Genomic DNA, 26,122 nt, shown 5'->3' on the forward strand with positions numbered 1-26,122 from the left:
AAATGTAAGGCTCTTGAATATTTCGGAATAGTGTTGGAGTGTTCAAGAAGTAAAAAGTTGCTTTAGATTTTAAAGTGTTTATTTATAGAGAACCTTTAATGTTTTAATAAATAAAGTGTATTTAACAAATACTTTATTTATTATTGGTTTTTATTGATTCTATTTATTAAGTGTAAGTATTTTATATAATATAGTTAAATGAATGCGAAAAGGTGATGGAATCATGGATATAATCGATGCGAAAATTCTAGAAGTGTTAAAGGAAAATGGTAGGTCCACAGCTTCTGACATTAGCAAGAAAGTGAACCTCTCCATACCTGCTGTATCGGAGCGAATCAGAAAATTAGAAGTTGCAAACATAATTGAACAATACACAGTTAAAATAAACCGTGAAAAAATGGGCTATAAATTGTTAGCAATTATTTTTGTAAATATCGATCATACAGCGAATATCCAGCAATTCAGAGAATCGATTATTCAGTTTTCCGAAGTGATGGAATGCCATCATATGGCGGGAGAATATGATTATATGTTAAAGGTGTTAGTAGAAGATACTGCTCAATTAGAAGTTTTTCTAAGTGAAAAGCTAAAATCGATTCGAGGAGTTCAAACTTCCAACACTTTGATCGTGTTATCTACATTAACAGAGAAGTTAAATCGGTAGGGGAAATAGCAGATGATTTGGAAAGGGTTTCGTTTTGGAATGTTTCTGCAAATTGCAGTTGGGCCAATCTGTTTGTTTATTTTTCAAACTGCAGCCACTTCTGGATTTGTTGCAGCAGCAACAGGTGTATTGGGAGTAGCCATAATTGATGGTCTCTATATACTTGCCGCAATAATTGGAATAGGGAAGATACTGAATAAGTATCCAAAGATGAAAGAAGTCATTCGTTACTTTGGAGCAGCAGTCCTTGTTCTGTTTGGTTTAAGTAACATAGTAGGGGTTTTTGGTTTTTCCATTATCCCAAGTTTAAATTTTCACTCTGAACAAAGTGTAGAAATAATATTTGTTAAAACGCTTGTTTTAACACTTTCTAATCCATTAACGATTCTATTTTGGGCTGGCGTTTTGTCTACTAAATTAGTAGAAGAAAATTTACAGCAAAGGGATATGTATTCCTTTGGGCTTGGTGCGGTGTTATCTACTTTGTTTTTTCTAATGCTCATTTCTATTTTGGGTAGTTTTCTACTTATTTTTGCAGAGCCAGTTGTGCTGAAAGGATTGAATATAATCGTAGGAATCGTGTTGGTGGCGTTTGGAATACGAACAGCAGTCAAATAGAAATCCAGGCAGAAACCATTTAGTTTGCCTGGATTTTATTTTGAGTAATTGTCTAAAGCCTACACATATCTCGAGTCATTCGTAATCGCCATAGCTTCACTGATTTTCTCGCCGGTTTCTTGTAAAAGGGGTAAAAACTCATTACGTAGTACTTCTCTTGAAACGCGCCCTGCATGAACAGAGCAGTTAAAAGCAGCGAATACTTTTCCAGATGCATCTCGAAGCGGTACAGCGATGGAACGGAGACCTTCTTCTAACTGCTGATCGACACCGCCCCATTCATTTTCCCGAACTTCTTCTAGCATAGTGAGCAGCTGCTCTTTATCAACAATCGTTTTATCTGTAAATTTTTCGAAATCGAAGGACTCTAAATAACTTTCTAATCTTTCTTTTGGCAAGTATGCAAGTAGGACATGGCCCATAGATGTTGCATATGCTGGTAGGCGTGAACCTACATCTAAGTTGATGGACATAATTCGTTTCGTGGAAACACGTGCTACATAAATGATATCTGTGCCATCTAGAATTGAAATAGAGCAAGATTCTCCGGTTTGATTGACGAAATCACGCATAAACGTATGGGCGATGCTCCAACGATTATTAGAAGATAAGTATGCGTAGCCGAGTGATAGTGTACGAGCCGTCAATGAGAATACACTGTTGTTGGATTCGGCGAAGCCTAAATGTTCTAGTGTTAATAAAATTCTTCGAGCGGTAGGTCTACTTAGTCCAGTTATTTTCGAAACAGCACTAATTGTGAGTGCTTGATTGTCCTGTGAAAACGCTTGAATTACTTGTAGTCCGCGTTCTAAAGATTGTATGTAGTCTCCTGATTGTTTGAAATTATCTAACTTCTCTGTTGACAAGTATATTACCCCTTATGTTAAAATGAATTTGTACGAATAAAGTACTCGTGTACGTATATCGTACATAAATTAAAAGTATTTAGCAAGTATTCTTTCAATAGTTTCTTTATTTTTTTAATAGAAATGAATGCGCTTACAAAGAAGATGGGAAAAACAAACAAATCTTAGGGGGAAATAAAATGACAGAAGTAGCAGTGAAAAATGCAAGGGTATTAGAGGCGTATGAAGGATTCGTAAAACATATGAAAGCATTTTTAGACGAGCAACAGTTTAATCATGAAGAGTATACAAACTTCGTTAAATGGGCGGATCGTTTAGGTAGAAGTGGAGAGATTCCATTATTCTTAGACGTTTTTGTAGAAACATATGTGTTAGAAGCAAAATATAAAAACGCTCCAGGAACAGAGCCATCGTTACTTGGACCTTACTATGAGGAGAACTCACCACTGCTCGAAGGATCTAAAGTGGTTATTCCGCAACGTCCTGATGAGCCTGGAGATAAATTGAGATTTATCGGAAACGTTAGCTCTGTAAATGGACCAATCGGAAAAACGAAGGTCGAGTGGTGGCAAGACGATGCGGACGGATTATATTCGAACTATGATTCTACTGCACCGGATTTCAATTTAAGAGGGCAGTTCTACACAGACGAGAATGGAGATTTTGAAGTACAATCGATCGTACCAATTCCATATCAAATTCCAACAAATGGTCCTACTGGTGAATTTACATTTGCTGCAGGTTATCATGCATACCGCCCAGCGCATATTCATATTAAGTTCGAACACGAAGGACATGAAACTTTAATTACACAAGTATTCTTTGAAGGAGACCAATGGTTAGAAACTGATGTTGCCAGCGGTGTTCGCTCAACCCTTACAACTAAACTGATTGATAAAGGTGACCATAAAGAAGCTAGCTTAAACTTTGTTATGCGAACTGAATAAAAAAATAATTCTATAGCTATCGAGTGTATCTTGATAGCTATTTTTATTAGACTTTTTCAAATATTTTGGTATGATAAATATAATAATGTACGAATGGAGTAAAAGTGTACACATATCGTACAAAAAGAGGTGGAAACATGGAATTTTACAAAGTAAATGTTAATGGAAATTCTATTCAAGTTGCTGATTATCCAGGAGAAAAGGGACCGATTATTGCGATTCATGGGTTAACTGGAACGCATAAGAATATGCATTACTACGCTGAAAAGTTTAAAGGAGAATATCGTTTTATTTCAGTAGATTTACGCGGTCGCGGGAATAGTGATGAGACAGATGTAGAACCATCCATTTTCAAACATGCGGATGATATTGTCGGTTTAATAAATGAGTTGAAGATTGAAAATCCTATTCTATTAGGATATTCGATGGGTGCTTTTATTTCGGCGATTGTGGCGAGTCGATTAAAGTCGGTGCAAGGTCTAATATTACTGGACGGTGCTGCAAAAACTACGGAACATCAACGAGAGATTGTACAGCCTTCTTTAGGAAGAATTAGCAGAGAGTTTACGTCAAAAGAACATTACGTAGAAGAAATTAAAAAAATATATACGAACCTAGGCGTCGAGTGGAATGGTGTATTACAAGATACAGTTGAATACGAGGTCGGGCTTGTAGGAGACCATTGGGAGAACAAATCAACGGAAGCACGTATAGTTGCTGATTTTAATAGCTTCTATACATTTAGTCCAAAAGAGATCTGTGCGCAAATTGAATGCCCAGTACTACTTGTATATGCAAAAGGCAATATCGGTTCGATGCCACCACTTTTTTACATAACAGATTATGAAGAAACACAAAGCTATACAAAGCAAATCGAAACAGTTGTCTCGGACTGTAATCATTACACGATGGTGTTTGAAAAACGGGAAGATATTAATAGTTATTTAGAAACTTTCTTAAACAAAATTTAATAGAGGTGGAAACTATGAGTAAAGGGCTGGAGTATTTTAAACAAGTGTACGATGAAGTTCCGGGTTGGGTGCAAAAAATGCATGATTACAGCCCAGTTGTACTGGATCATTATACTGAGTTACGTGGAGAAATCATGCAAGACGGAGCGTTATCTCGCAAGGAAAAAGATGTGCTTTTAGCGAGTATGAACGCAGCTAGATTGTATGCACGTAGTATGGGTTATCACACGAAGGGCGCGATTGATTTTGGTTCGACGATTCCTGAGTTAGTAGAATACTTTTTAGTTTCTTATTTATATGGAGGAACTGCAGCTTTAAAAGTATCGCTCGAGGGACTTGCCTATGCTCTGGAGTTAAAAGGATTAAAAGTAACGCAATCACAGAAGGATCCGGAATCGCTTGAAGAGATTTTTGAGACGATCATTACGTGGTTAGGTAGCGAGGATACTAGCTTTATAGTAGATTCACTAGCAATAATTCAAAGTGGTGACAAGGCTAAAATTGAAGAAAAGCTTCTTGGTGAAGGCCATGTGTCTACGCGTATGAAGCATTTGAATATGGTTGGAAATTATATTACTCAGTTACGAGGAGCGGATGCGGTTCCTTGGATCGAAAAAGCAAGAGCAGTCGGCGTAACGGAAGCTGAATTAGCGGATGTTGGGTATATTTGTGTGTTAACGGCTGGTATTCCTGCATGGTTTGAAATTAGTGATTCATTAAAGTTAGAGATTAAGTAAGGAGAGTTCAATATGTCAAAGGTTATCAGTGATATTAAAGATGCTTTAGCTTGTGTAGAGAGTGGTCATACCGTTTTAGTAGGTGGTTTTGGTTTAATAGGAGCACCTCTTTCATTAATAGAGGGGTTAACAGAAAAAGATGTAACGGATTTAACGATTGTTAGTAATAACTTAGGTGAATCGGGAAAAGGTCTTGGTATTTTACTGAATCAAAACAAGATTAAAAAAGGGATAGGCTCTTATTTTACAAGTAACCGGGATGTTGGGGACAAGTATCAAAAAGGAGAAATCGAGCTAGAATTGCTTCCTCAAGGGACATTGGCCGAATCTTTACGTGCAGGTGGAGCTGGACTAGGAGGATACTACACGAAGACTGGTGTTGGAACGGATCTCGCAAAAGGTAAAGAAGAACGAGAGATTGATGGAGTGAACTATATTTTCGAAAAGGCAATTCGTGCTGATGTTGCACTAATTCGTGCACATAAAGCAGACACCCTTGGAAATCTTGTTTATTACAAAACTGCTCGTAACTTTAACCCGCTTATGGCAACTGCTGCTAACAAAGTAATCGTAGAAGTGGATGAAATTGTGGAACCTGGAGAGTTAAATCCAGAAGAAATCGTGACGCCATTTTTGTATGTCGATACAATCATTAAAGCGCAGCAAGTGTTGACGAAGGAAGGGGTTGTGAACAAATGACTTCAATGAATAAAACAGATATGCAGCATTTAATCGCTAAGCGTGTCGCAGCTGAACTCGAAGGACCTTGTGTTGTGAACTTAGGAATTGGTATTCCTACGCTTGTTGCAGAATATATGGATGCAGGAAATATTTACATGCATACGGAAAATGGTCTGCTCGGAGTAACAGATGTAGAGGAAGCGGATATCGATCCAAACCTTGTAAATGCAGGAAAGTTACCAGTCGGGGAGGCAATTGGTGCCTCATATTTCAATAGCTCAGATTCCTTTGCGATGATTCGTGGAGGGCATGTAGATGTAGCAATTCTTGGTGCGCTTCAAGTTGATCAGATTGGTGTTATTGCGAACTGGGCCGTTCCTGGGAAGAATATTATGGGTGTCGGCGGTGCGATGGATTTATTGGTCGGTGCAAAGAAAGTATTTGTGACGATGAGCCATACATCTAAAGATGGTAGTAGCAAGTTGCTAAAAGAGTGTACATATCCAATTACATCGACAAGAAGCGTTGATATGATTTTCACGGAACTCGCAGTGTTTGAAGTAGTGGATAAGCAATTGAAGCTAGTCGAGTTAATGCCAGGTGTAACGATTGAAGAATTACGAGCAAAAACGGAAGCTGATTTTATACATTAAATAGAAGAGGATTGGTTCTATATGAAAATACGTTCTTTTGATGTTTATATATTAGATTTACCAACAATTCGCCCACACCAATTAGCTATGCATACAATCGTCTCCCAATCGATCGTCGTAGGTTGTGTCACGGATGAAGAAGGTCGTGAAGGTTGGTCCGAAGTGGCGACAATTGGAGGAGCATCCTATGGAGAGTCGACACCTGAAGCGATTAAAGCAAATATTGATACGTATATTGCACCACTAGTAATAGGGAAAGATCCAGTTCACTTTGACAAGATTATGTATGAAGTTTCCCAACAAGTAAGAGGCAATAACTTTGCCAAAACGGTTGTGGAAGCAGCAATTATCGATTTAGCCGCGCGTAGTAAAGGAGTGGCAGCTTTCGAATTGTTCGGAGGCCAAATTCATACTTCATTGCCAATTGCATGGACGCTTGCTAGTGGAAATACTGCAAAAGATATTGAAGAAGCGAAAGAATTCTTGCATCAAAAGCGCCATAATATTTTCAAATTGAAAATCGGAAAAGGCGATCCTTTTAAAAATGTTGAGCATGTTCGAAAGATTAAACAGGCCGTTGGAGACGAGGCACGCATTACGGTTGATGTCAATCAAGCGTGGGATGAGGATACAGCAAATTATTGTATCGCTGCTTTAGAAGATGGTGGCGTTTCTATGGTAGAACAGCCACTACCAACGTGGAATTATGAAGGAATGGCAAGGTTGACGTCTCGTTTCAAAGTACCGATTATGGCAGATGAAGCTGCAAATAGCATACAAGATGTGTTCCAAATTTCGAAGCACCGTGCAGGAAATTGTATCGCGTTAAAACCTTGTAAAGCAGGAGGGCTAACGCAAACAAAAAAAGTGGCGGGTATAGCGGAAGCAGCAGGAATTGGATTGTATGGAGGTACGATGATCGAGTCTAGTTTAGGAACAGCGATTTGTGCTCAACTGTACGCAACAATTCCAGAAATGAAATTTGGTACAGAGATATTTGGTCCTTTATTATTTAAAGATGATCTTACGTTGGAACCTATTAAGTTTGAAAACTTTGAAGTGGTTATTCCAACCGGTCCTGGATTTGGTGTAGAAATTGATCGTGAAAAAGTGAAGCATTATGCAAGAAGCTAATAGGTTGGAGATGATGAAATGAAAAATGTAGTAATCGTAGATGCTGTTCGTACAGCAATAGGAAAACTTGGTGGAAGCCTTGGCAATGAAACAGTAGATTTCTTAGGATCACATGTAATAGAGGAATTAATTCGTCGCACAGAAATAGATAAAACTGCTGTAGAAGAAGTGATTTTAGGTCAAGCGAAACAAAGTGCGGATGTATCAAACCTAGCAAGAGTTGCGATGCTTCGAGCTGGGCTACCTGTAGAGATTCCTGGATATACAATTCATCGACAATGTGGATCAGGCGTTCAAGCGCTAAACTCTGCAGCTCAACAAATTCAAACTGGATTAAGCGAAATTATTATTGCGGGTGGAGCAGAGTCGATGAGTACTGCACCATATTACGTGAATAGTGTACGCTTTGGAACAAAGTCTGGAGATGTCTCGCTGAAAGATCCGAATACTGCAAGTCAACCTGGCTCTCAGCCAAGAGAAGTATATGGCGATTTGAATATGGGAATCACAGCAGAAAATGTAGCAGAAAAGTATGGTATTTCAAGAGAAGCACAAGATGAATTTGCATTAAGCAGTCAGGAAAAAACGAAAAATGCAATTGAAAAAGGATTTTTTGATAAAGAAATAGCACCGTATCCAGTGAAAACTCGTAAAGGCATTGTAGAATTCAAAGTCGACGAGCACCCTAGAGAAACAACTTTAGAGAAGTTGGCAGCATTGAAACCAGTATTCAAAGAAGGCGGTACGGTAACTGCGGGTAACGCTAGTGGTCGTAATGATGGAGCAGCTGCGTTATTAGTAATGTCTGAAGAAGAAGCATTAAAACGTGGCTACAAACCAAAGGCACGAATAATCGCACAAGCTTCTGTAGGATGTGCACCTGAGTTAATGGGAATGGGTCCTGTATATGCGATGCAAAAGGCATTGAAGCAAACTAATTTGTCGATGGCGGATTTAGATGTAGTAGAATTGAATGAAGCGTTCGCATCGCAAGCAGTTGCCTGTGTGAATGAGTTAGATTTAGATTACAGCAAAGTAAATCCAAACGGTGGAGCCATTGCAATGGGTCATCCAATTGGCGCAACTGGTGCTATATTATTGACGAAGTTAGTGCATGAATTAGAACGTACTGGTAAGAAATACGGTGCGGTGACACTGTGTATAGCTGGCGGTATGGGCATTGCAACAATCATTGAGAATATGCAAGTTTGAGTGAGAGCTGCTTAGGCGGCTCTTTTGTTTTGTGAGAGACTCCGAATAGTTGCTTATCTCACAAATTTCGTTTCCTTTAGCCATTAATTTCTAGTAAAACTGTACTTTCTTATACTGGAATTTCACGAAAAATAAAGCCATTTTTCAAAACAGATTTTAATTGTTTTGGAAGATGGCTTCTTTTTATTTAATTAGAATGTTTGTTTTTCGAAGTTTTTGGGCAAGACTGTGAGGAATTAAAATGTTTAACAGTTTACTTGCAAAGGAGGAGTTTTATTTGAATTTTAGAACATTTTTGTTCATTGTGCTTATTACGTTTTCAATGAATACTGTAGCACAAGCGGCGGATCTCCCTATAGGCATAGGTGCAAGCGGTTTCGATGCTTCCGATAGTTTTCCGGTAGAATATGAACTGCCATTTCAATATGCTTTAGATATGGGTATGGTCAATTATCCACCAGTGGAACTGGAAGCAGAGCCTAAAACATATAAGGTTATGGAAGGGGATAATTTGTTTCGAATTGCACTTAAACATAATATTCCATTGGAGTCGCTAGTTGAATGGAATAACTTAGCGGGAGATGTAATACATCCAGGTAAGGAATTAATTGTGAGCGGTGGTGTCAGTGTGGATACCGTTCATAAGAAACCTGATAGGAAGGTGGCGACCGTATCCAGCCCAATTGTTACACCCCCACCAGTCGTAGTACCAGAAGTGAAGGAAGAAAAAGTAGAGGTCGCAGAGGAACAAGTAGTGAATGAATTGCTTGTAACAGCGACTGCTTATACCGCATACTGTACAGGATGTTCTGGAACGACAGCATATGGAATTGACTTGCGTTCCAATCCGAATCAGAAAGTAATTGCCGTTGATCCAAGAATTATTCCACTAGGCACAAAAGTTTGGGTGGAAGGTTATGGAGAGGCCATTGCCGGTGATACAGGTGGGGCTATAAAAGGTCATAAGATCGATGTATTTATTCCATCCTATGATAGTGCGATGGAATGGGGCGTCAAAAAGGTGAAACTTAAAGTACTCAATTAATAAGCGGAATCCTATGCAAAGTGTTTTGCATAGGATTTTTTTATGAGACTTGAAATCTAATATTATGGGGTAACTTTCTTTGTCGCGTTCGGTAGCTGGTTTGTCGCTTTCGAGCTGGTCTTTGTCGTGTTCGAAGGCAAGTATGTCTCGTTCGCAGTGGATTCTGTCTTGTTCAACCATTTATTGGAATGAAATTATGAGTCAAAAACTTTATTAAGATTATCCGCTGATTAGGCGCATTCCATTGATTGAAGCGGAAGGCGTCCGCCTGGAATGAAAATCCAGGCTGTCACCTTAGAGTGTACTCTATTCCTATTACGCAAACTATCCTATATAAGGGTAGTTTTTTTGTGCTTAAAATGAAGGAGTATCTCAATCGTACTCCAAGTTCTCCATACACCTTCACAATAACTCAACAATTTTTACTTAACATTATTAACCCCTCCATACTTGCTTAATGTTTGTTTCGTAATATAAACCTTGTAAGCAAATCAAAACAAACATAAACAAACGGAGGTTTTCATCAATGTCTTTTAATCGCGTCTGGAAGAAAAGTTTAATCGGTGTACTAGCGATATCTATTTTGGCGGCTTGTTCGGATAGTTCGGCTAAAACAACAGTTAATGGCAACGATTTATCGTTAGATGAGATTACAACAAAAGCAAAAGAAGAAGGTAAAGTAAATTCGGTCGGAATGCCGGATACTTGGGCAAACTGGGTGGAAACTTGGGAAGAGCTTGGAACTGAGTACAACTTAGACCATTCAGATACAGATATGTCGAGTGCAGAAGAACTTGCAAAGTTTGAAGCGGAAAAGGAAGATGCAACGGCTGATATCGGAGACGTTGGTATTGCGTTTGGACCGATTGCAAAAGACAAAGATTTGACATTAGCTTATAAAACTTCTTACTGGGACGATATTCCAGAATGGGCTAAAGACGATGAAGGTCATTGGGTTGTTGGATATACAGGTACAATGTCCTTTTTAACGGATACAAATAATGTGAAAAACCCACCTAAATCATGGGATGACATTAAAAACGGTGATTTCAACGTGAGTATTGGGGATGCATTAACTGCAAACCAAGCACAGTTTGCTATTTTAGCAGCAGCTATGGCTTATGGCGGAGATGAGAAAAATTTACAACCAGGTATTGATTTCTTCGCAGAGCTTGCGAAACAAGGTCGTTTACAAGGTGATGCAACAGTTGCAAACTTGGAAAAAGGTGAAATTGATGTAGCAATTATGTGGGATTTCAACTCCTTAGGCTACCGCAGCCAAATTGATGAATCTCGTTTTGATGTAGTAATTCCAGAAGAAGGATCTGTTATTTCTGGATATGCAACAGTTATCAATAAATATGCAAAAAATCCACATGCAGCAATGTTAACGCGTGAGTATATATTATCGGATGCAGGACAAGAAAATCTGGCAAAAGGATACGCTCGTCCAATTCGTGAAAGCGTGGAGCTTTCTGCAGAAGTAGAAGCATTGTTATTACCAGCGGAAATGTATGCAAATGCAAAACCAGTTGGCGATCAAAAAGCGTGGGAAGAAACTACGAAACAAATTCCACAAATGTACCAAGAACAGGTGTTAATCCATGTCAAATAATCGTGTAGTTCTTATAGTGATAGATGCACTTAGATATGATACTGCATGTACACATATGGGATTTATGCAACATTTAGTGGAAAGAGGTGCTGCTGCGCGCTATGAAGTGCGCTCAGAAGTACCATCTCTTTCTCGCCCATTATATGAGACGATTTTAACGGGGACACCTCCAATTATTCATGGTGTCACTAGCAATGCTACTGTACGTTTATCCAATCAAACAAGCTTATTTCATTTAGCAAAAGAGAGCGGGAAAACAACCGCTGCTGCTGCTTATCACTGGGTAAGTGAACTATATAATCGTGCCCCTTTTAATCATTTTGCGGATCGTATTCAATTGGATACCGATCTTCCGATTGAAAATGGCTTATTCTATTTCGAAGATCATTATCCAGATAGCCATTTATTTGCAGAAGCAGCTTGGTTAATGGATGCTAAACAGCCGGACTTTTTATATATTCATCCGATGAATGTGGATGACGATGGACATAAGTTTACGGCAGATTCCAAGGAATATCGTAATCGTGTATTAGCGGTAGATGCGATTCTATCTTTGTTCATTCCTAAATGTTTAGAGCAAGGGTATGAAGTGGTTGTAACTGCCGATCACGGAATGACCAACGATGGGAATCATGGCGGTAATACGATTGAAGATAGACATGTTCCAATGTTTGTATTGTCGAATCAAGTGAAGCCGGGTATTAATGAAGGAATTGTTTCACAGCTTCAAGTGGCGCCTTTAGTTTGTCAATTACTAGATATAGAGCCTTCAGAAGAAATGGTTCCTCTTCTTCTGAACGGTGCACGTACGAAAAAAGAGGCCTAGTGCCTCTTTTCTTACTTTTAAAAAGGAAGTAGTGATCTTGTTGACTTCTAAAAAGCAATTACTCGTTTGGATATTGCCGTTTTTAGTGCTCGTCTTGTTATTTTTCATCGTACCACTGTTATATATGGTCATTTCAAGTTTTAGTAATGGTGGCGGCTTTACGCTCGGTCATTATCAAGAGGTTTTGACAAGCAGTTATATTTTACAAGGATTTAAAAATAGTATTACGTTATCTGCAGTTTCGGCTATTATTGCGCTAGTTGTAACGTTGTTTGCAGTGTATGCGATGATGCGTTTTTCAGAGCCGGTGCGTGAGCGTATCCTAATGGTTTCGAATTTGACGTCGAATTTTTCCGGTATCCCACTAGCGTTTGCCTTTATCGTTTTGTTAGGTAACAGTGGTTTGTTTACACTGTTATTTGAAAAATGGGGGATCGATTCGTTATCCTCGTTCTCTTTGTATAGCTGGGGTGGATTACTACTTGTGTATATTTACTTCCAGTTACCTCTTTCACTAATGCTTTTATATCCAATCTACTACGGTATTCAGCAGCAGTGGAAGGATGCAGCAGCCTTGCTCGGAGCATCGACATTTCAGTTTTGGAGAAAAATCGGAATTCCCATTATGCTTCCAGGGATTGTTGGGACGTTTAGTGTGCTTTTTGCGAATGCGATGGGGGCGTATGCTTCTGCCTATGCACTGACAGGCAGTAACTATAATTTGGTGGCCATTCGAATTGGTGCATTATTAAGTGGTGATATATTTGCACAGCCAGAACTAGCAAGTGCGATTGCAGTGTTGCTCGGAGTGACGATGGTTATCGCGATGTTATTAAGTGAGTGGAGTATTAAGAAAACTAGGAGGAATTTATAGTGAAAAAGAAAGGTTTTGCGGATCTATTCTTTGTCTTCCTTCTTTTATATTTATTTCTCCCAATTTTAGCAACGATGCTTTATGCATTTGCAACTAATTGGAACAAAACAGTGTTACCGGAAGGACTTACGTTTAAATGGATTGCTACGTTATTTCAGGATAGTAGTTTTATCGAGGCGTTTGGCCGATCGGTGTTACTTTCTGGAGGCGCGGTATTACTAGCTTTATTGTTTATCGTTCCTGCGATTTTTGTTATCGTACTTTATTTTCCAAAGTATGAGAAATGGATTCAAGCGGCAGTTGTGATGGTCTATGCTTTTCCGGGTGTTATTTTAGCGGTTGGGTTAATTCGTGCGTATGCCCATATAGGGGTGCCGATGATTTTAGCTGTATTGGGTGCCTATGTGATTAGTATTTTGCCTTACATTTATCAAGGTACGCGTAATAGCTTGCGCAGTGTAAATGCAAGACAGTTGTTGGATGCTGCGGAGTTGTTAGGTGCATCTAAAGCACAAGCATTTTCGAAAGTATTATTACCTGCAGTATATCCAGGACTGTTTGCTGGTGCGTTATTATCATTTTCCGTGTTGTTCGGTGAATTTGTTTTGATCAATTTAGTCGTTGGTTCACGTTTTGAAACGGTTCAAATCTATTTGATGAAAAAGTTAAGTACGAGCGGCCATATTGCGAGTAGCGTTGTGTTTGTTTACTTAGTATTAATGGGGATTTTAACCTTTATCATATCCATGTTAACGAAACGATCAAAAGGGGCTGCAAAAGTATGAGTTATGTTGTAATAGAAGGTCTTCATAAAACGTATGGCACGAATGCGGTGTTATCCAATATTGATATGACGATTGAAGAAGGAGAATTTGTTACGTTACTCGGTCCGAGTGGTTGCGGGAAAAGTACGATTTTACGTATTGTTGCCGGTTTAACAGATGCGACTTCGGGAACTGTGAAAATCGAAGGAAAAAATATGAACAACATCCAACCGAAAAATCGTGAAGTAGGAATGGTGTTTCAGTCCTATGCATTATTTCCGAATATGACAGTAAAAGAAAACGTTGCATTCGGGTTAAAAATGAAAAAAATGAACGCGAGTGAAATAGAGCAAAAAGTGAAAGATGCATTAGCACTAGTGCACCTGTCCGATAAAGAGCATGCTTTTCCACATGAATTATCCGGAGGACAGCAGCAACGTGTCGCACTTGCAAGAGCATTGATCGTGCGTCCAAAAGTATTGCTTTTAGATGAACCATTAAGTGCATTAGATGCGCAAATTCGTAAAAAGTTACAAGTAGATCTACGTTCGATTCAAACAGAGCTTGGCATGACGATGGTTTTAGTAACACATGACCAAGAAGAAGCAATGGCTGTGTCGGATAAAATATTTGTCATGAATAAAGGAGAAATCGCACAATCAGGGTCACCAACGGAAATTTATACGAAACCAGAAAGTGAATTCGTTGCTAATTTCATAGGTCATTATAATGTGTTTACACGTAAAGAATTGGAGCAAATGATTGGTGTGAAATTACCTGGTGAACGGGAAAAGTTCGCAATTCGTCCAGAAGCTATTCATTTAAAAGCAAAAGAGGGAGATTTAAGTTTTACAGGTATTGCGAAAGAAGCTGTGATGAGTGGAAATGTCATTCGAACTGTTTTTCAAGTAGGAGAACGTACTATTTCCGTGGAGCAGTTACATGAAAGGCAAGCTTCGGTAGTACTTGGCAATACGTACGAATGCTATGTGTCCCAAGAAGATGTGGTTGCGTTATTATGACCTATTCCAAATTAGAACGTTTTGAACATATTTTAAGTAAGCTAGAGTTCGAGCGAAAAATTGTTGTTTCCGTTGTTGCAGAAGAGTTGAATGTGGCGCCAGAAACAATTCGCCGTGATTTTGCTGAGTTAGAGGAACAGCATTTATTGACAAGAGTGCATGGTGGCGCTGTAAAGTTCATCAACTTGCGAAAAGAGCCCGAGTATTTGCGGAAGATGGATATGCAAAAAGAGGAGAAACGTGATATTGCGCGCCTTGCAGCAGCGCGTATTAAAAACGGCGACACGGTTGCGGTTGATGTCGGGACGACGACTGTTCACATTGCGGATTTTCTCGTAGAAGTGAATAATGTAACGGTTGTAACAAATTCCATTTCTGCCGCTGTAAGATTCAACGTGGCGTTGGAAGAAAAAAGAATGACTGGGAAAGTAATTTTACTTGGAGGGACGACGAATCCAGAACAATCTTCCGTCTCTGGAGCAATGTCATTAGAATGGCTTAGTCGCATGAATTTGGATAAAGCATTCTTATCTTGCGGCGGAATTGATGAAGGGATCGTGTATGATTACGATTTGGATGAATCGCTTGTTTCTGCAAGGATGATAGAAAATAGTTACTGTCGTATATTGCTGGCGGATACTACGAAGTTAAATCAAAAGTCTTTTTACACGATATGCAATTTGAATGACATTTCGGAAGTTATTTGTGATGAAGCACGTCCTGCAAGTTGGACAGCGTTCGAAGGGAAATGGACAGTGGCAAATGGAGGTAAGTGTGAATGAAAATAGATTATCATGTACATTTGGAAGAAGGTCCATACTCGTTTCGTTGGTTGGAGCGAACTTCTCAGGCAATTACCGCTTTTCATTCGCCAGAAGGACTGGAAAAAGGCTCAAAAGAATATATGACTTGGCAAATAAATGTATTGAAACATAGAGTAGATCAAGGTTGTTACAGTGAAGAATGGTTAGACTTTTACTTGACTCGTGCGAAGCAGCTCGGATTGAAAGAAGTCGGTATTGTAGATCATTTATACCGTTTTAAGGAGACGAAAGGATATTTTGAAAAAAATATGATCTTGGATGAATCGGATTTAGGTAAGTTGCAACGGTATTGGTTGGATAGTGTGATGACGGAAAATATGAATGATTTTGTGACTACTATCTTACGTGCAAAAGAGAAATGGCATCGTGAAGGCGTCGAATTAAAATTAGGAATTGAAGCAGATTATTTTGCAGGATGTGAAACAGAGATTAATGAGCTTTTAAGCCGGTATCCGTGGGATTATGTAATTGGTTCCATTCATTTTGTAGATGGCTGGGGATTTGATAATCCGCAAACAGTGGATAAATTTGAAGTTGTCGATTTAAAAGCATTGTATGAGCAATTTTTTACGACGGTAGAAAAAGCGATTCGCTCGGAGTTGTTTGATTTTGTAGCGCATTTGGATAATTTGAAAGTGTTCAATTTTCAAGTGGATGATGTGAATTTTATGATGAGTTGGTATAAACGAATTGCGGATGCGCTTGTGGAGACTAGGACTGCAACAGAAGTGAATGCTGGGCTTTATTATCGTTATCCAGTGAAGGAAATGTGCCCTGGACCTGATTTTGTGAAGGTTTTAGTGGAACGTGGTGTAGAGTTTACAGTGTCTTCTGATTCCCATTATCCAGATGATTTAGGGAAATATACCGTTGTGAATGCAGATATGCTAAGGTGCTTAGGAGTGCAAACTCTTGTTGGCTTTGATAAGAGGATAAAGAAATATCATTCATTGTAAGTAAATAGAATAACGACAAAAAAACCTCTTCCGTAGCAGGAAAGAGGTTTTTTAAAAAAGAATAGGAAAGGATAATAATAAAAGAAGGGAAAAATAAAAGATAAGGAAGTGTATACTTTTTGTGTGCGTAAAGTCCCTGGTACATTGAAAGATAGGAAAATGTAGTGGATTTTACACAAGGTAAGGTAGAGCGGATGGACCCGGTTTAGCTTGCAAGAATTTTTCAGTAAAGCATTTCTGCTAATTTTCTTCTACTGGTAAAAGAGTATATGACCCAAAATAGTTAGCATATATTGTATAGAGGAGTACTAGAGCACCCGAAATTGCATCTTCGGGTGCTTCCTTTATGAGTTAGAAAGCATCTTTTCACTCATTATCCAAAGAGATCTTAACCTTATTCGTACTGTTGAAGGGGAGCGACGGACAGACAAACGCCATAAAATTACCGAAAAAAGAGAGGCTGGTCGTGACGTCAGTCACGACCAGCCTCTCCAGAAAATCAATCGGTAATAATATAGCTATAAGTCTTTCCAAAGACTCCGAAAACGATACAAAACAGGTTTTGTCCTTAGAGAGTGTTAGCGTTATCCTTATAGGTGAATTGGTTTTTTGGCACGAATATCTCCAAGAAAGAACTTTCCGTATGGTATTAACTTTTGAATAACAATGGAAGCGATAATTGGAATAGCTATACCTAATATTGTAAATCCAATTAATCCATATTGGAAATAATCGTTCATGATAATATCCGTGAATATATGCAAGTACATAATAGCAATCGAGTGTTTTTCTACTTTTGCCAACCATTCTAGCGGTAGAATAACCGTCAGCCTTTGGAAAATGCCGAGAATGACAATTATAAAGGCAATTGGAATCAATAAATCGAGTATAAAATGGTCATAGCGCAAAAACTTCATACTCAGATGATAGTCGATCAATCCTACATAATCTGCAGCTACTGCACCAAATACCACTACGAGAGCACCAAATAACCATGGAAGCGTTACATTCATCCAAACAGATTTTGCATAATAACCAAGGGAAAAATAGACAATAGCCATTAACACAACATCCAAATTCCATAACATTGGAATTGTTTGAGCAGATTCAGCTGGAGCTCCACTAATAACATGCATGGCAACAATACTTTCTAAATGTGCTAGTAAATAGAAGATAACTAGTAGCGTGATTTGTTTTATACGGCTTAAATATTTGGTCATCCAAATGAATAGCAAGTATGTAAAAAATAACGTCGTTACAAACCAAAAAACTCCGTAGGCTCCTCGTGCAAAACGGCCTGCAATAACTAGTTTCCATAAATCTTGCAAGTACCAAGATAATTCAAAGTTTCCTAATGCTAGTTCCATACTATAACGAACAGCTGTAATGATAAATAGGAAGAACAGATATGGTACCATTAGCTGCATAAACCTTTTCTTTATCGTCTTTTTAGTGTTGTGATCATCTTTTATTTCTTTGAAAAATATGCCACTTAATAAGAAAAAAGCCGGCATATGAAACCAATAAATATATTTGATGAATGGGAAATCTAGTTCTCCAGGATAATGACCGATGACAACAAGAATCATCAAGAACCCTTTCGTAACATCCACCCACGTTAATCTCTTTTGCGACATAAAACTTCCTCCAAAACATCATTCTCTATGATTATGTAACCTATATTAAGTGAATATAAACGTATAGTCTGTTTCAATTCGATTACATTTTGATTAATCTAATTTTCCAAAAAACTCACTGAGGATATCAGTGAGTTTCTGATTTATTTAAAATAACTACTTGTAAGATACCTATTAATTTAACATAGAAAGCCTCGATATTATTTGTGAAAACCTACCAATTAAATTAGCTAGATTTACTGGTAAAATACTAAATGTAGGGTTTGATATACGAAAAAGGGATAAAACCGAATAAGTAATTTATGAAAATGTCGAAAGGAGGGTTTTTATGATAGAAAATTTTCAATATGAAAAAGAATTTTTTGAAGGCTTGCCTCATAATATAATCCAATTTAGTTTCTCCGTTGAGGACAACACATTCAGAGGGCATTATAAAGATGGAGAAATTAATTGGTTTCATCCAAAACCTGAGCGGCTTGTAGATGCGCTTCCTCATGAGATCGAGGAGGCAGTGCTGAAGAAAATGGAGCACGAGCTAGGGATATTTATAATGATGAAGAATTTTAAAATTGATAAAATTTTTGAAGGCTTGCCGCATGAGGTAATTCAATTTAGTTTCTCAATGGAGGAAAACTCCTTTAAAGGACACTATAAAGATGGCGAAATTAGCTGGTTTTCTCCAAAACCTGAGCATCTTACAGAGGATGTACTTTCGGATGATGTGAAATCAGCAGTGTTAAAAAAACTGGGACCATATATTGTATAAGGCAGCCGATGTGCTGTCTTTTTTCTATCGAAAAATTATAAGTTAGACATTATTAACTACTGTTAGTGTTGCTTATTTGATGGGCAAGCTCTTCTAAATCCACTAAATTTGACAAAAAGAACTCAGCACATTTTATGTGGTCACTGAAAAAGTCCAATGGAGAGTTTTTTTTTATAGTAAATATTTGATGTAGCAGTACTACACACTATAGGATTTAGCGCGGCGGCGTGAGACTCCTGTGGGAAAGCGAACGGAGCCGTGCTAAATCCGATCTTATTTGAAAAGATTAAAAATGGGCTTTTCACCCTCCAAAAAGCATTAAAATAAAAATGCTCACTAAATGGGGAATAAAAGACCTTAATTATTTATATGAGCGACGATACTCAAGTTATTGAACCGCCGTATACGGAACCGTACATACGGTGGTGAGAGGTCGGCTAATCCAATAATGATTAGCCTCCTACTCGATTGGGTTTAGTCGCGTTCAACCAAGTATTGGTCCTTTTAGTATTATTCCCCTTTTAGAGCACTTCAATCTTTCAAAAAACTATTCCGTAACCACAAAAAAATCCATGTCGTCACGATAAACGGAAAAGTGAGGGCAGACAGACCAAGCGGAAATATTAACAAGTTGATACCTGCAGTGACAATGACGGAAGCCATTGCAGCTATAATACCAGTAATGGGGAATCTTCTTTCTTTATGATCAAAAGTCAAACCAACCGAAATAATGGCTAAAATAGCATTGAAATTGAAAAGACCCAATTCAATCTTCTCCGTATTCACTCCAAAAAAGTATGCAGTCAGTATAGCAACAATTGTTCCCATGATCGCATACACCCCGTATTTCCATCCTGCGAAGAAGAGTGCAACCAATATTAGAAGGCCAGTCCAAAGGGAATCGATAAGAAAGACTTCACTAAACCCTTTTACCAATACCAAACCAAAATTGGGCAAAGCATCGGGACTGAAGGTAAAAAATGTTCGAGTCTCTACGATAAACTCTGGGTTTACGGGGAAAATACCTAAGTGAACACCAGCAAGTTGCATGAACCAAGTAATAAGAACAAATGGTACCGTAAGCACGGGTATATTTTTCTTTTTAAAAGAACGGTGCAGTATTAGAAAGAAAATAGAGGAAGCAGTAGCAGTAATTAATGCGAACGTCCAGCTATAAGGACTATTTACAAGAAACATAGTAGCCATTCCGGTTAAAGTGGGGTTAAACCCAAAAAGCCCTATGCTTAAATCATTCATATCCCCTTTTAAATAATAGGAGAGCATTGTACCCAATAGGGATGAAACAAAAGCTATTAACCCTAAAAGAGGGGAGTATAACATAATTCCAACAATAATTAGTATCCCTGTAATAACACTGTCTATTAGTAGAACTTGTGAGACTCCTTTAAAAGCATAGAGAATAAATGAGAAGTATTTGTTGGCGTATAAAGAATTCCTTTCCTCTATATTCATCCGAAATCACTCCTTCCTCATAACAAATAGGTTGCGTAATAATTTAGCATAAAATACTTTGAAATTAACTATTAAAACCTTCCAATTTATTTAGGGGATATTAAGAAGACATACACAATTTTGTTTTAAGCTAATAAAAATATGATTCACTTGAACGAGTGAATAAATACTTACATGAGGGTTGAATAATTGAAAAAGGGGTAAAACTGGTTAGGTAATTTAAGAAATTGGATAAGGAGGTTGTTTAAGTGATTGAAAATTTTCAATATGAAAAAGAAATTTATGATGGTTTGCCCCACGAAGTAATTCAATTTAGTTTCACCATTAAAGAGTATAAATTTTCTGGACATTATAAAGATGGAGAGATTAAATGGTTTCATCCTCAGCCAGGGACTATTACGGAGGAAATAGTCCGTGAGGAAGTGGAAGCAGCGGTATTAAAAGAAATAAGACCGTATATTTCATAAGACAGCCTAAGTGCTGTCTTTTATTTTTGTTTTTCAGGCAAATATACAATTAGTAGATAATCTGTAAAGGAAAATAGTTAAATTCCCCACATAGCCTGTTTATTTGAAGGATAAGTTTCTTTATTTAAATCCACTAAATTTGACAAAAAGAACTCGGCAACATTTTATAGAGGTTTTTTTAAATGTATAAGTTTAGGTTGATTAACCTAAACTTACCACTGAAAGATGCTACTTTTTTAACTAATTAAAAATGTGCTTTTTATACAAAATTGCAAGCTCTCGGGATTGGCGGGAAGTATGTAAATATTGTAAGAAAACACCATTTTTGATTTACTATTTTGACTAAAAAAATGAGGTAAAACTATTTCATTTTTACGATTGGAGGAAATGCCGTGCATTTATTACCGCGCGAACAAGAAAAATTATTAATCGTCGTTGCAGCAGATTTAGCAAGACGTCGAAAAGAAAGAGGCTTAAAGCTCAATCATCCGGAGTCGGTATCACTCATCACGTACGAAATATTAGAGGGGGCCAGGGACGGTAAAACGGTAGCGGAATTGATGTCTTATGGCGCCACTATCTTATCTGCGGAAGATGTAATGGACGGTGTTCCAGAGATGATCGACGATGTGCAAGTGGAAGCCACATTCCCAGATGGCGTGAAACTTGTTACCGTACATTCACCTATTCGTTAAAAAGGAGGGTTCCGACATGATACCTGGAGAATATGTTTTAAAAGAAGAAGACATTATTTGTAATGAAGGAAAAGAAACGAAAATCATATCAGTCGTTAATAATGGGGACCGCCCTATTCAAGTTGGTTCACATTTTCACTTTTTTGAGATTAACACTTGGATTGAATTTAATCGGGAAGAGGCTTTTGGTTTTCGTTTGAATATCCCAGCGGGTTCGGCAGTTCGCTTTGAACCAGGAGATCCAAAAGAAATCGAACTTGTACCTTTTGGTGGAGAACGACGCGTTTATGGACTGAACAATAAAACTGAAGGATCATTAGATCGGGGGTAATACGATGAGCTTTAAAATGACAAGACAACAGTATGCTTCTATGTATGGGCCTACAACTGGAGACGCTGTACGCCTAGCGGATACTGAATTATTTATAGAAATTGAAAAGGACTACACAACTTATGGTGAAGAGGTTGTATTCGGTGGAGGAAAAGTAATTCGTGATGGAATGGGAAGTCATCCTCTTGCAACACGTGATGAAGGGATTCCAGATGTAGTCATTACGAATGCGATCGTTTTGGATTATACAGGAATTTACAAAGCAGACATTGCAATTCGTGACGGTAAAATTGTTGGAATAGGAAAAGCCGGAAATCCATTATTAATGGATAATGTGAATATCGTCATTGGTGCATCTACCGAAATAATTGCCGGTGAACATAAAATTTTGACTGCTGGCGGTATTGATACACATGTGCACTTCATTAATCCAGCACAAATTGATACAGCGCTAACTGCTGGACTTACGACGTTAATCGGTGGTGGTACTGGCCCTGCTGAAGGTTCAAAAGCAACGACTGTAACTCCGGGTGAATGGCATATACACCGTATGTTGGAGGCGGCGGAAGATATGCCAATCAATGTTGGCTTTTTAGGAAAAGGTCATGCAGCTGCAGAAGAACCACTTGCTGAGCAAATTCGTGCAGGCGCAGTCGGATTGAAAGTACATGAAGACTGGGGTGCAACTTACTCATCCATTGATATGTCTCTAAGAGTTGCCGATGAATACGACGTTCAAGTAGCGATTCATTCGGATACACTAAACGAAGGTGGATTCGTAGAAAATACAGTTGCAGCATTCAAAGATCGAGTGATCCACACGTTCCATACAGAAGGAGCGGGCGGCGGACATGCTCCAGATATTATAAAAGTGGCGAGTCAGATGAATGTATTGCCAGCATCAACTAATCCAACCCTTCCTTATACTGTCAACACAATAGATGAGCATTTGGATATGCTGATGGTTTGTCATCATCTAAGTCCAGCTATTCCAGAAGACGTAGCCTTTGCTGATTCTCGTATACGTGCGGAAACGATTGCTGCTGAAGATATTCTTCAAGATATGGGGATTTTTAGTATTACTAGTTCCGATTCTCAAGCGATGGGGCGTATTGGAGAAGTGCTAATTCGCACATGGCAAACAGCGGACAAAATGAAAAAACAGCGTGGAAAGTTTGAAGGAGACGAAGGAATCGGCGACAACAATCGTGTGAAACGTTATGTTGCAAAATATACGATTAATCCTGCAATCGCACATGGCATTTCCGACTATGTCGGATCCATAGAAGTAGGGAAATTCGCAGATTTAGTTCTTTGGGAGCCTAGATTCTTTGGTGTAAAACCAAACAAGATCCTTAAAGGTGGAATTGTGGTAAAAAGTTTAATGGGAGATGCAAACGCTTCTATCCCAACTCCACAACCCGTTCTTTATCGTCCTATGTACGGAACGATGGGTAAAGCGAAGTATAAAGCATCGATTACGTTTGTTTCGACAGCAGCATACGAAGCTGGTGTACACGAAAAACTTGGTTTACAAAAAACAGTGCTTCCTGTTCATGGGATTCGTAATTTAACGAAAAAAGATATGAAACTAAATGGTGAAACTCCGAATATTGAGGTAGATCCAGAAACGTATGAAGTACGTGTAAACGGAGAGCTTATAACGTGTGACCCAGTGGATACGGTGCCAATGGGACAACGATATTTCTTATTTTGAGGTGAGATAATGATAGTTGAAGAAGTAGTAGCGAATATCGATCAACTAGATCCAACTATATTGGCAAGTACGCATAAAGAAAAAGTTTATTTGGAAAGCAGTGACTTAGTAAAGCGAATACAACGAGTTACCACCGATCATGGAAAAGAGATTGGGATTCGCTTAAAGGAAGCGAGAGATTTACAAGCTGGTGATGTGCTCTACATGGATGAAAAAAATATGATCATTGTGGAGGTTTTTCCAGATGATTTATTAATTATTCAACCGAAAAGTATTAAAGAAATGGGAACCATTGCGCATCAACTAGGGAATAGACACTTACCTGCTCAATTTGAGGAAAACCAAATGCTTGTTCAATACGATTATTTGGTAGAAGACTTATTACAACAACTGGAAATCCCCTATATGCGCGAGAAGAGAAAGGTGAGACAAGCCTTCCGTCATATTGGGCATAGTCATGACTAATTATTTCTTGTCCCTACTTCAATTATGTGATTCGAATTTACCGACCGGAGGATTTAGTCATTCTTTTGGTTTAGAAACGTATATTCAAGAAAATAAAGTGCAGGATAAGGCCAGTTTTGCAAAATGGCTGAGAATGTACTTAGATGAGCAGCTCGTCTATTCGGATGGGCTTGCTTGTCGACTAGTATATGAGGCATTAGAAAATAATGATCTTGCAAAATTATGGGAACTAGATCGACGTATTACCGTTCAGAACCTGCCCCGAGAAACGCGAGAAGGTACAAATAAAATAGGGGAGAGAATGCTCACTATAGGAGTAGATCTATATGCTAGTCCTCTCTTGCAAACGTATAAACGACGAGTATTAGAAAGTGTGTCATTTGCTCATCCTGCCATAGTATTCTCTATAATAGCTTTTCAGTTGGAAGTTCCTCAAAAGTTAGGGATTTCTGCGTATCTTTATTCTTCCATTTCGGGTTTAGTTCAAAATGCGGTACGTGGAATACCCCTTGGTCAAACAGCTGGGCAACAAGTGTTGCGGGAATTTCAGTCGTATATTCAAGAAGCTGTGGACAAAATAGAAAACCTTGCGGAAGAAGACTTTGGTGCCGTAGCTCCGGGTCTAGAAATAGCACAAATGAAGCATGAAAGAGTGAATATCCGTATATTCATGTCTTAATGGACTAAGGAAGGGAGTATTTTTTATGGAACCCATTAAAATCGGAGTAGGCGGTCCAGTAGGCGCTGGTAAAACAATGTTAGTGGAAAAGTTAACGCGCCATATGGCAAATGAAATTAGCATGGCTGCCATTACGAATGATATATATACAAAAGAAGATGCCAAATTTCTAATGAACAATGGTGTCTTACCGGAGGATCGTATTATTGGAGTCGAAACAGGAGGCTGCCCACATACTGCAATTCGGGAAGATACTTCGATGAACTCCGCTGCCATTGAAGATTTAATAAAGCGTCACCCTGATCTAGAGCTAATCTTTGTCGAAAGTGGTGGAGATAACTTAGCAGCGACATTTAGCCCAGAGCTTGTAGATTTCTCTATTTATATTATTGATGTTGCACAAGGGGAAAAAATTCCTCGTAAAGGCGGACAAGGGATGATTAAATCTGATTTGTTCATTATTAATAAAATCGATTTAGCGCCTTATGTGCATGCAAACTTAGATGTGATGGCTTCGGATACGAAAGTATTCCGTGGTAACAAACCATTCATCTTTACAAATCTTCAAGACAATACTGGGTTAGATGAAGTAATGGATTGGATTCGTAAAAATGCGTTATTATCAGGATTGAAATAAGATGGAAAAATGGACGGGTATCCTACAACTTGTGATGGAGAAGAAGAAAGAAAAAACCGTCACAAAAACTGTGTACTTCCAAGGTGCATTAAAAGTGTTGCGCCCCAATTATCTTGATAATTCCGGACAAGCTTGCTTTTTTATCATAAATCCTGGCGGTGGTTATGTTGGTGGTGACCGATATCGTATAGAAGTGACGCTGGAGGAGCAAGCCGAATTGATATTAACAACTCAATCTGCCACAAAAGTATACAGAACACCAAAAACACCAGTACTGCAGGAAACGGAATTTATTTTAAAAAAGGGCAGTGTCCTCGAATACATCCCAGATCCTTTAATTGCTTATCGTAATGCAAAATATAATCAAAATACAGTAATTAGAATGGAGAAGGGATCGACACTTCTCTATACTGATATATTAACACCAGGTTGGTCTCCTGATGGCGAATGGTTTAAGTATGATCATCTGAGGCTAAAGAATGAAATTTATTTGGAAGAACAATTAATCGCTTTCGATCATTTAAAACTACAACCTAGCGATTCGCAAGTAGATGAAATTGGATTTATGGAAAACTATACCCATTTAGGTTCCATGATAGTAGTGGATGAACGGTGTTCAACTAGTTTTCTCAATCAATTATATGAGGAGTTAGAAAGCCATATAATTGATTGTAAAATAGGGGTGTCGATGCTTTACGAGTCGGGGTTTACAATCAGAATTCTAGCTTCTTCCACGCAACAAATTGAAAAATTATTAGCAGTATGCACGTCCTTTATTCGACGAGAGTGGTTTACTAAAAAACCTATGTTATTAAGAAAATACTAGGTAGCTAATCGTTCAGATTT

General features: G+C 38.3%; 29 protein-coding genes. 26 read left to right on the forward strand and 3 right to left on the reverse strand.

Annotation, left to right across the window (positions count from 1 at the left end; translation table 11 throughout):
• Window positions 1-223: 223 nt before the first annotated feature.
• Together BMZ04_RS16780 and BMZ04_RS16785 are read left to right on the forward strand one after the other, a co-directional pair.
• A complete protein-coding gene (locus tag BMZ04_RS16780; RefSeq protein WP_093274064.1) occupies window positions 224-664 on the forward strand; it encodes an Lrp/AsnC family transcriptional regulator in 441 nt (146 codons plus the stop codon).
• A gap of 12 nt (window positions 665-676) precedes the next feature.
• The gene (locus BMZ04_RS16785) at window positions 677-1,282 is read left to right on the forward strand and encodes a LysE/ArgO family amino acid transporter (RefSeq protein ID WP_093274074.1); all 606 of its coding nucleotides are present in this window, start codon (window positions 677-679) and stop codon (window positions 1,280-1,282) included.
• A gap of 59 nt (window positions 1,283-1,341) precedes the next feature.
• On the opposite strand, the gene BMZ04_RS16790 is transcribed toward BMZ04_RS16785, so the two are convergent.
• A complete protein-coding gene (locus tag BMZ04_RS16790) occupies window positions 1,342-2,148 on the reverse strand; it encodes an IclR family transcriptional regulator domain-containing protein (RefSeq protein ID WP_093274078.1) in 807 nt (268 codons plus the stop codon).
• Between the two features lie 179 nt (window positions 2,149-2,327).
• On the opposite strand from BMZ04_RS16790, the gene BMZ04_RS16795 reads away from it, so the two are divergent.
• The 15 genes from BMZ04_RS16795 (at window position 2,328) to BMZ04_RS16865 (ending at window position 16,409) form a co-directional block, all read left to right on the forward strand.
• Window positions 2,328-3,095 carry a dioxygenase family protein gene (locus tag BMZ04_RS16795; protein ID WP_093274082.1) on the forward strand — a complete coding sequence of 256 codons (768 nt, stop codon included), beginning with the start codon at window positions 2,328-2,330 and terminating at the stop codon, window positions 3,093-3,095.
• 137 nt (window positions 3,096-3,232) lie between these two features.
• The gene (locus BMZ04_RS16800) at window positions 3,233-4,066 is read left to right on the forward strand and encodes an alpha/beta fold hydrolase (protein WP_093274085.1); all 834 of its coding nucleotides are present in this window, start codon (window positions 3,233-3,235) and stop codon (window positions 4,064-4,066) included.
• Between the two features lie 14 nt (window positions 4,067-4,080).
• Window positions 4,081-4,803 carry a carboxymuconolactone decarboxylase family protein gene (locus BMZ04_RS16805; protein ID WP_093274089.1) on the forward strand — a complete coding sequence of 241 codons (723 nt, stop codon included), beginning with the start codon at window positions 4,081-4,083 and terminating at the stop codon, window positions 4,801-4,803.
• A gap of 12 nt (window positions 4,804-4,815) precedes the next feature.
• Window positions 4,816-5,502 (forward strand): CoA transferase subunit A, encoded by a 687-nt coding sequence (locus BMZ04_RS16810; RefSeq protein ID WP_093274093.1) that lies wholly within the window; start codon window positions 4,816-4,818, stop codon window positions 5,500-5,502.
• A complete protein-coding gene (locus BMZ04_RS16815) occupies window positions 5,499-6,137 on the forward strand; it encodes a 3-oxoacid CoA-transferase subunit B (RefSeq protein ID WP_093274100.1) in 639 nt (212 codons plus the stop codon). The genes BMZ04_RS16810 and BMZ04_RS16815 overlap by 4 nt, the downstream gene beginning before the upstream one ends.
• Before the next feature lie 21 nt (window positions 6,138-6,158).
• Window positions 6,159-7,271, forward strand: coding sequence for a muconate cycloisomerase family protein (locus tag BMZ04_RS16820; protein ID WP_093274105.1), 1,113 nt, complete (start codon window positions 6,159-6,161; stop codon window positions 7,269-7,271).
• An 18-nt stretch (window positions 7,272-7,289) separates the two neighbouring features.
• Entirely contained in the window at window positions 7,290-8,483 is a 1,194-nt protein-coding gene (locus BMZ04_RS16825; protein WP_093274108.1) for a thiolase family protein, read from the forward strand.
• Window positions 8,484-8,760: 277 nt separating this feature from the next.
• Window positions 8,761-9,528 (forward strand): LysM peptidoglycan-binding and 3D domain-containing protein, encoded by a 768-nt coding sequence (locus BMZ04_RS23075; RefSeq protein WP_304442107.1) that lies wholly within the window; start codon window positions 8,761-8,763, stop codon window positions 9,526-9,528.
• Between the two features lie 526 nt (window positions 9,529-10,054).
• The gene (locus tag BMZ04_RS16835) at window positions 10,055-11,143 is read left to right on the forward strand and encodes an ABC transporter substrate-binding protein (RefSeq protein ID WP_093274112.1); all 1,089 of its coding nucleotides are present in this window, start codon (window positions 10,055-10,057) and stop codon (window positions 11,141-11,143) included.
• A complete protein-coding gene (locus tag BMZ04_RS16840; RefSeq protein WP_093274113.1) occupies window positions 11,133-11,969 on the forward strand; it encodes an alkaline phosphatase family protein in 837 nt (278 codons plus the stop codon). Before BMZ04_RS16835 ends, BMZ04_RS16840 begins: the two co-directional genes overlap by 11 nt.
• A 31-nt stretch (window positions 11,970-12,000) precedes the next feature.
• Window positions 12,001-12,843, forward strand: coding sequence for an ABC transporter permease (locus BMZ04_RS16845; RefSeq protein ID WP_177184493.1), 843 nt, complete (start codon window positions 12,001-12,003; stop codon window positions 12,841-12,843).
• Complete coding sequence (locus BMZ04_RS16850; RefSeq protein WP_093274116.1) at window positions 12,843-13,628, forward strand: ABC transporter permease; 786 nt, start codon at window positions 12,843-12,845, stop codon at window positions 13,626-13,628. The genes BMZ04_RS16845 and BMZ04_RS16850 overlap by 1 nt, the downstream gene beginning before the upstream one ends.
• Complete coding sequence (locus tag BMZ04_RS16855) at window positions 13,625-14,629, forward strand: ABC transporter ATP-binding protein (RefSeq protein WP_093274119.1); 1,005 nt, start codon at window positions 13,625-13,627, stop codon at window positions 14,627-14,629. The genes BMZ04_RS16850 and BMZ04_RS16855 overlap by 4 nt, the downstream gene beginning before the upstream one ends.
• Window positions 14,626-15,411, forward strand: coding sequence for a DeoR/GlpR family DNA-binding transcription regulator (locus BMZ04_RS16860; protein WP_093274123.1), 786 nt, complete (start codon window positions 14,626-14,628; stop codon window positions 15,409-15,411). Before BMZ04_RS16855 ends, BMZ04_RS16860 begins: the two co-directional genes overlap by 4 nt.
• Window positions 15,408-16,409 carry a histidinol phosphate phosphatase domain-containing protein gene (locus BMZ04_RS16865; RefSeq protein ID WP_093274127.1) on the forward strand — a complete coding sequence of 334 codons (1,002 nt, stop codon included), beginning with the start codon at window positions 15,408-15,410 and terminating at the stop codon, window positions 16,407-16,409. The genes BMZ04_RS16860 and BMZ04_RS16865 overlap by 4 nt, the downstream gene beginning before the upstream one ends.
• A gap of 590 nt (window positions 16,410-16,999) precedes the next feature.
• Here the strand turns inward: BMZ04_RS16865 and BMZ04_RS16870 are convergent.
• Window positions 17,000-18,046, reverse strand: coding sequence for an acyltransferase family protein (locus BMZ04_RS16870; RefSeq protein ID WP_093274130.1), 1,047 nt, complete (start codon window positions 18,044-18,046; stop codon window positions 17,000-17,002).
• A gap of 328 nt (window positions 18,047-18,374) precedes the next feature.
• On the opposite strand from BMZ04_RS16870, the gene BMZ04_RS16875 reads away from it, so the two are divergent.
• Entirely contained in the window at window positions 18,375-18,812 is a 438-nt protein-coding gene (locus BMZ04_RS16875; protein ID WP_093274133.1) for a hypothetical protein, read from the forward strand.
• A 531-nt stretch (window positions 18,813-19,343) separates the two neighbouring features.
• Here the strand turns inward: BMZ04_RS16875 and BMZ04_RS16880 are convergent.
• Window positions 19,344-20,285 (reverse strand): urea transporter, encoded by a 942-nt coding sequence (locus BMZ04_RS16880; protein WP_093274138.1) that lies wholly within the window; start codon window positions 20,283-20,285, stop codon window positions 19,344-19,346.
• Between the two features lie 248 nt (window positions 20,286-20,533).
• Between BMZ04_RS16880 and BMZ04_RS16885 the strand changes: the two genes are divergently transcribed.
• From BMZ04_RS16885 to BMZ04_RS16920, 8 genes are all read left to right on the forward strand, one after another.
• Window positions 20,534-20,752 (forward strand): DUF5342 family protein, encoded by a 219-nt coding sequence (locus tag BMZ04_RS16885; RefSeq protein WP_093274143.1) that lies wholly within the window; start codon window positions 20,534-20,536, stop codon window positions 20,750-20,752.
• 392 nt (window positions 20,753-21,144) lie between these two features.
• A complete protein-coding gene (locus tag BMZ04_RS16890) occupies window positions 21,145-21,447 on the forward strand; it encodes an urease subunit gamma (RefSeq protein ID WP_093274147.1) in 303 nt (100 codons plus the stop codon).
• A 16-nt stretch (window positions 21,448-21,463) separates the two neighbouring features.
• Window positions 21,464-21,778: an urease subunit beta gene (locus BMZ04_RS16895; RefSeq protein WP_093274151.1), complete on the forward strand. Its 315-nt coding sequence runs from the start codon at window positions 21,464-21,466 to the stop codon at window positions 21,776-21,778.
• 4 nt (window positions 21,779-21,782) lie between these two features.
• Window positions 21,783-23,495, forward strand: coding sequence for an urease subunit alpha (gene ureC, locus BMZ04_RS16900; RefSeq protein ID WP_093274154.1), 1,713 nt, complete (start codon window positions 21,783-21,785; stop codon window positions 23,493-23,495).
• Between the two features lie 9 nt (window positions 23,496-23,504).
• Window positions 23,505-23,960: an urease accessory protein UreE gene (ureE, locus tag BMZ04_RS16905; RefSeq protein WP_093274157.1), complete on the forward strand. Its 456-nt coding sequence runs from the start codon at window positions 23,505-23,507 to the stop codon at window positions 23,958-23,960.
• Window positions 23,953-24,639: an urease accessory protein UreF gene (locus BMZ04_RS16910; RefSeq protein ID WP_093274161.1), complete on the forward strand. Its 687-nt coding sequence runs from the start codon at window positions 23,953-23,955 to the stop codon at window positions 24,637-24,639. Before ureE ends, BMZ04_RS16910 begins: the two co-directional genes overlap by 8 nt.
• 25 nt (window positions 24,640-24,664) lie before the next feature.
• On the forward strand, window positions 24,665-25,276 hold the full coding sequence (gene ureG / locus BMZ04_RS16915; protein WP_093274166.1) for an urease accessory protein UreG: 612 nt from the start codon (window positions 24,665-24,667) through the stop codon (window positions 25,274-25,276).
• A 1-nt stretch (window position 25,277) separates the two neighbouring features.
• Complete coding sequence (locus BMZ04_RS16920) at window positions 25,278-26,102, forward strand: urease accessory protein UreD (protein WP_093274171.1); 825 nt, start codon at window positions 25,278-25,280, stop codon at window positions 26,100-26,102.
• The last annotated feature ends 20 nt before the right edge of the window (window positions 26,103-26,122 follow it).

This window comes from Psychrobacillus sp. OK032, from assembly GCF_900111345.1.
Taxonomy (GTDB): Bacteria; Bacillota; Bacilli; order Bacillales_A; family Planococcaceae; genus Psychrobacillus.